The organism is Actinotalea sp. C106 (assembly GCF_023630195.1).
GTDB lineage: Bacteria > Actinomycetota > Actinomycetes > Actinomycetales > Cellulomonadaceae > Actinotalea.
Map to the genome: position 1 here is coordinate 1 of NZ_JALPKN010000205.1, position 5,764 is coordinate 5,764.

A 5,764-nucleotide genomic window follows, 5' to 3' on the forward strand; every position below is an offset into this window, starting at 1 on the left:
CGGTGGCTGCTGGTGCGGCGACCGCGGTCTGCGCCGCCGGGGCGGCTCCTCCGTCGGCCTCGGCCGACGCGGCCGAGCTGCCGAGCGGGGCCTGGGAGTCGATCCCGGTGCCGCTCCCGGCGACCTCCTCCTCGTCGTCGGGCTTGGGGCCCCAGAAGGCGGTGCCCCAGATCTTCAGCATCGAGATCAGGGTGACGAGGCTGACCGCCACCGCGGTCGCGACCACGGCCCACTGCTGGGCGTCGACCGCAGCGGTGACCAGGGTCAGCTTGGCGACGAAGCCTGAGAAGGGTGGCAGCCCCGCGAGGGAGAGGGCCGCTCCGAGGAAGGCCGCCGCCAGGATCGGCTCGCGCCGCGCGATCGACCCGAGCCGGTCGAGACGGCTGTGCCCGTAGGCGTGCTCGATCGCCCCGGTCGAGAGGAACAGCGAGGCCTTCACGATCATGTGGTGGATCAGGTAGAAGATCCCGGCCATGAGACCCAGGGGGGTGAAGAGCGCGACCCCCAGCAGGATGTAGCCGATCTGGCTGACCATGTGGAACACGAGGATGGACCGCGTGGTGTCCTGACCCACGGCCCCCATGACCCCGATGACCATCGTGGCGCTGAAGACCACCAGGCCGATCCACAGGTACCGCGAGTCGCCGTCGAAGACCACCGCGTAGATCCGGTAGATCCCGTAGATCGCGACCTTGGTGTGCAGCCCTGAGAACAGCGCGGTGACGGCCGGGGAGGTCGCGGGGTAGGCCCGGGTGAGCCATCCGTGGACAGGGACGACGGCGGCCTTGACCGACAGGGCCATCAGGCAGACCCCGGCGGCGGCGGCCACCAGGGGGGACTCGTGCGCGGCCCCGGCGAGCTCGGCGAGGTTCACCGTGCCGGCGACCCCGTAGATGAGGCCGACCCCCGCGAGGAAGATCGTCGACGTCAGCAGGTTGACCGCGACGTAGAGGCGGCCGGCGGTGAGCCGGGTGAATCCGCCCGTCATCGCGAGGAGCCCGTACGAGGGCAGCAGCATGACCTCGATGAAGACGAAGAGGTTGAACAGGTCACCGGTCATCAGCGCGCCGTAGACCCCGGCGCTGAGCACGAGGACCAGCACGGGGAAGTACCGGGCGCGGACGGTGCCCACGGCGATCGCGAAGGCCGAGGCGACCAGGGTGAGCAGGGCCGTCGTCGTGAGCATCAGCGCGGTGAACACGTCGGCGACGAAGGGGATCGCGATGCCGTTCGGCCAGAGGCTGATGTTGTGGGCCAGGACCGTGCCGTCGGCCGTCTCGGCGATCATCAGCCCCCCCGCGGCGAGGGCACCGACGCTCGGCAGGACCATCAGCCAACGACGGGCGGCGGGGGAGTCCTCGAGCGCCACGAGCAGGGCCGCCACGAGCAGCGGCACCGCGACGATCAGCGGGAGCAGGGCCGCGTTCATGAGGGGTCCTCGGTGTCGTCGTCGCTGCGCGCCACGGCCAGGGTCAGCATGTAGATCGTGATCGCGAAGGCGATGACGATGGCCGTCAGCACGAAGGCCTGCGGGAGCGGGTCCGCGGCGGTGGCGGGGTCGGCCGTGTCCATGAGCGGGGCGTCACGGCGCGAGGTGACCCCGGCGGACATGAGCAGCAGGTTCACGGCGTGGCTCAGCATGATGAAGCCGAGCACGATGCGGATCATCCCGCGCTGCAGCAGCATGAACACGCCGCCGGCCACGAGGATGCCGATGCTCAGGGCGAGGGTCATCGTCGGCCTCCCTTCGGCGACGCGAGGTCCGGCTCGGCGGCCGTCCCCTCGTCGATCTCGTCGTTGGTCTCGTCCTCGGCGTCCGGGTCGTCCTCGTCGGTGCTCTCGGCCCAGGGGCCGAGGGGCTCCTCGGCGTGGATGTCGTCCTCGGTCCCGAGCCGGTTGAGGGCCGTGAGCAGCACGCCGATGACGGCGAGGTAGACACCCACGTCGAAGACGAGCGCGGTGGTGAAGTGGTAGTAGCCGTCACCGGGCAGCGGGATGTCGAGGTGCAGCGGGCGCAGGAACGAGCCCTCGAGGTACCCGAGGATGCCCGACGCCCCGGCGACGGCGATCCCCGCGGCGATGAGCCGTGGGTAGGGCAGCCTGATGCGGGCGCGGGCAGCGGCGGGGGCGGCGAGGTACGCCAGTGCGAACCCGGCACCGCCGACGAGCGCCGCGATGAACCCGCCGCCGGGGGCCGAGTGGCCCCGGAGCAGCAGGTACAGGGACAGGAGCGCGAGCACCGGACCGAGCCCCCGGGCCACGGTCCGCATGATCAGGGAGTTCTCCCGGGCGGAGAACACCACGTTCTGCGCGAAGCCCGCGACCTTCTCGGGCAGGCGGCCGTGGTTGAGCCGGGCGGACTCGAGCACCCCGATGATGATCAGCCCGGTGACCCCGAGCACGGTGAGCTCACCGAGGGTGTCCAGGGCACGGAAGTCGACCAGGATCGTGTTGACGACGTTGGTGCCGCCCGTGTCCTCCTCGGCGTTGCGCAGGAAGTACTCCGAGGCCGGGGACATCTCTCGGCGGCCGGTCAGGGAGAAGGCCGCGAGGCCTGCCGCCACGCCCATGATGACGGCGACCACCCCGGCCCCCAGGCGCCGTGCGCGGGGGGTGGGGTGGAAGGTGCGGGGGAGCCGGCGCAGCACGAGCACCGCGACCACCACGGTGAGGATCTCGACCAGCAGCTGGGTCAGGGCGAGGTCGAAGCCACCGAGCAGCAGGAACCACAGCGCGACCGCGAAGCCTGCGACGCCGACCAGCGCCACGGCGGCGAGCCGCGACCGGGTGACGACGACCGCCGTGACGGCGACCAGGATCAGCGCGACGAGGAGCCAGTCCGTAGGACGCGTGGTCGGCTCCGGCTGGGCGGGGACCTCAGGACGGCCGAGGGTCACCGCGATGGCGGTACCCCCGAGGGTCAGCAGGATGGCCGCGAGGTAGGGCGCCGGGGCGTTCGACGCGGTCAGACGTCCGATGCGGACACCTGCGGCGATCACGCCGCGGTAGGCCCCCTCGAAGACCTGCGTGCCCTGCACGGGGACGAGCTGACGGTCCAGGACGCGGTCCACGGCGACCCGCTGCCAGGCGAGCACGGCCCCGAGGCCGATGACGATCGCCGAGAGCAGCAGCGGCAGGTTGAACCCGTGCCACAGGGCCAGGTGGCTCTCGTGCGCGGTCCCCGTCGTGTCCAGCACGAGGCGGTCCACGAGGGGGTCGAGCACGGGCAGGGCGAAGGCCAGGACCAGGCCGCTCAGGGCCGTCACGGCGGGCGCCAGGAGGTAGCTGGGGCCGGCCTCGCCGTGCTTGGCGGTGCCGGGGGTCCCGCCGAAGGCCCCGTAGACCATCCGGAACGAGTACGCGAAGGTCAGGGCGGAGGCCGCGACGGCGCCGAGGGCGACCAGCACGCCGACCCAGGGCTCGCCGGGGAGCCCGAGCATCGCGTCGAGGATCGCCTCCTTGCTGACGAAGCCCAGCAGCGGCGGTATGCCCGCCATGGAGAGCGCGGCGATGGTCATCAGGGTGGCCGTGGCAGGCATCGCCCGCCAGAGCCCCGGCAGCTGGCGGATGTCCCGCGTGCCGTTCCGGGTGTCGACGACGCCCATGAGCATGAAGAGCGAGGCCTTGAACAGCGCGTGGGCCAGGGTGTGCACCCCGGCGGCCGCCAGGGCGTAGGGGGTGCCGACGCCGATGATCGCGACGAGCAGGCCGAGCTGACTCACCGTCGAGTAGGCCAGGAGCTCCTTGAGGTCCGTGCGCTGCAGGGCGAACAGGGCCCCGATGAAGGCGGTCACCAGGCCCGTGCCGATGAGCAGCACGTTCCACAGCGGGAAGTCCCCGAAGACCGGGGTGAATCGCATGAGCAGGTAGATGCCCGCCTTGACCATGGTCGCGGCGTGCAGGTAGGTGCTGACGGGTGTGCTCGCGGCCATCGCGTCGGGCAGCCAGTAGTGGAAGGGGAACTGGGCCGACTTGGTGAAGGCCGCCAGGATCACCAGCAGCGCCACCGCGACCGACCAGCCCGGGCTGGCCTGCCAGTCGGTCACGGCGAGGATCGTCGACAGGCGGCTCGTGCCCGCGTTCACCATGAGCATCACGACGGCGGCGAGCAGGGCCAGCCCGCCCAGCCCCGTGAGGATGAAGGTGCGCACCGCGGGCCGGTTCGCCGACTCCCCCGAGAGGCCGATGAGCAGGAAGGAGCAGATCGTCGTGAGCTCCCAGAACACGAACATCACGACGACGTCGTCCGCGAGCACCAGGCCCAGCATCGCGACCGCGAAGGCCGTCATGAGCGCGTAGAAGCCGGTGCGTCGGCCGGGCGGGAAGTACCGCGTCGAGTAGGCCATGACCAGAGCGCCCACGCCCAGGACGAGCATCGCGAAGAGCCACGACGTGCCGTCGAGACGCAGGTGCAGCCCGACGTCGATGGTCGGCATCCACGGGACGAAGAACTCGAGGGTCTCGCCGCGGCCGAGGACGGCCGGGCCCTGGGCCCCGACCACGGCGGCCAGCGTGCCGAAGACCCCGGCGAGGACCCAGCCGGCGTTGCGGCCCAGGCCGCGGTCGAGCAGCGGCGTCGCGGCGACGGCGACGACCAGCACGCCCAGGAGGACAGGGAGGATCACGCGTCACCCCCGCCCACGGGCGTGGGCCGAGTGCTGGAGACCGGGGAGGCCGCTGCGGTGGTACGCAGGGCGGGGACGTCGGCCGAGAGACACAGGCGTGCGCCAGTCACGTGGACTCCAAGAGGGCAGGGGGGAAGGACTGCCGACCAGTCTTCCCGGCGCACCGCCCACCAGGGTAGGCGAACTCGGCGGGCGCCGCGTCACGAGGGGCCGGACGGGGTCCCGCCGTGCGGGTCGAGGTCGGTCGTGGGTGCCACCTCGCCGGGCCGGGACGGCTCGGCGATCACCTCGACGCCGGGCCGGTCGCGCGGAGGGTCGAAGCGGTAGCCGACGTTGCGGACGGTCCCGATCAGCTGCTCGTGCTCGGGACCGAGCTTGGCGCGCAGGCGCCGCACGTGGACGTCGACCGTCCGTGTGCCGCCGAAGTAGTCGTACCCCCAGACCTCCTGCAGCAGCTGCGCGCGGGTGAACACCCGACCCGGGTGCTGCGCGAGGTACTTGAGGAGCTCGAACTCCTTGTAGGTGAGGTCCAGGGGGCGGCCGCGCAGGCGCGCCGTGTACCCACCCGCGTCGATCGTCAGCTCACCGCTCGAGATCTCCTCGACGTCCACGACGGGGTGCTCCTCCGAGGAGCGCTCCATCGCGAGCCGCAGCCGTGCCTCGACCTCGGCCGGGGAGGCGTCCTCGAGGAGCATGTCCGTCGCTCCCCACTCGGCCGTGACGACGGTGAGCCCGCCCTCGGTCAGCACGAGGACCAGCGGGACGCTCAGCCCGGTGGCGCGCAGCAGCCGACAGGTCGAGCGGGCGGCCGCGAGGTCACGCCGTGCGTCGAGCAGCAGCACGTCGGAGTCGGGCGCGTCGAGCAGGGCCGACGGCTCGACCGGGAGCACTCGGACCCGGTGTCCGAGCAGCCCGAGGGCGGGGAGCACCTGGGCGGAGCCCCCAGCGCTGGGTGTGAGCAGCAAAAGGTCTGCCACGGGGGTTGCCTCCTGCGGATGACGTGGGGGTAAAGGTACCGCCGTCGGCCCGCGGCGGTGACCAGGCGCCGATCTGCGAGACTCTCCACCGTGCTCAGCCCCGTCCTCGCCGTGCCCGCCGCCGCCGTGCGCCGCCTCCGCCGCCCCGACCCGGCCCCCCGG

4 protein-coding genes are annotated in these 5,764 nt (G+C 72.2%); all 4 read right to left on the minus strand.

What is annotated here, in order from left to right; all coding sequences use genetic code 11:
• Positions 1 to 1,429, minus strand: a 1,429-nt coding sequence (locus tag L0B03_RS12995) for a monovalent cation/H+ antiporter subunit D family protein (RefSeq protein WP_250446422.1), incomplete at its 3' end; no start/stop codon positions are given.
• Positions 1,426 to 1,734 carry a sodium:proton antiporter gene (locus L0B03_RS13000; RefSeq protein WP_250446424.1) on the minus strand — a complete coding sequence of 103 codons (309 nt, stop codon included), beginning with the start codon at positions 1,732 to 1,734 and terminating at the stop codon, positions 1,426 to 1,428. The genes L0B03_RS13000 and L0B03_RS12995, both read right to left, overlap by 4 nt.
• Positions 1,731 to 4,625: a DUF4040 family protein gene (locus L0B03_RS13005; protein ID WP_250446426.1), complete on the minus strand. Its 2,895-nt coding sequence runs from the start codon at positions 4,623 to 4,625 to the stop codon at positions 1,731 to 1,733. Before L0B03_RS13005 ends, L0B03_RS13000 begins: the two co-directional genes overlap by 4 nt.
• Positions 4,626 to 4,825: 200 nt before the next feature.
• Complete coding sequence (locus L0B03_RS13010; RefSeq protein ID WP_250446427.1) at positions 4,826 to 5,602, minus strand: response regulator transcription factor; 777 nt, start codon at positions 5,600 to 5,602, stop codon at positions 4,826 to 4,828.
• Positions 5,603 to 5,764 lie beyond the last annotated feature (162 nt).

Bases quoted from the DNA above. Each gene is read 5' to 3' on its own strand.
- L0B03_RS13000 (WP_250446424.1), bottom strand. From the start codon at position 1,734: ATGACCCTCGCCCTGAGCATCGGCATCCTCGTGGCCGGCGGCGTGTTC.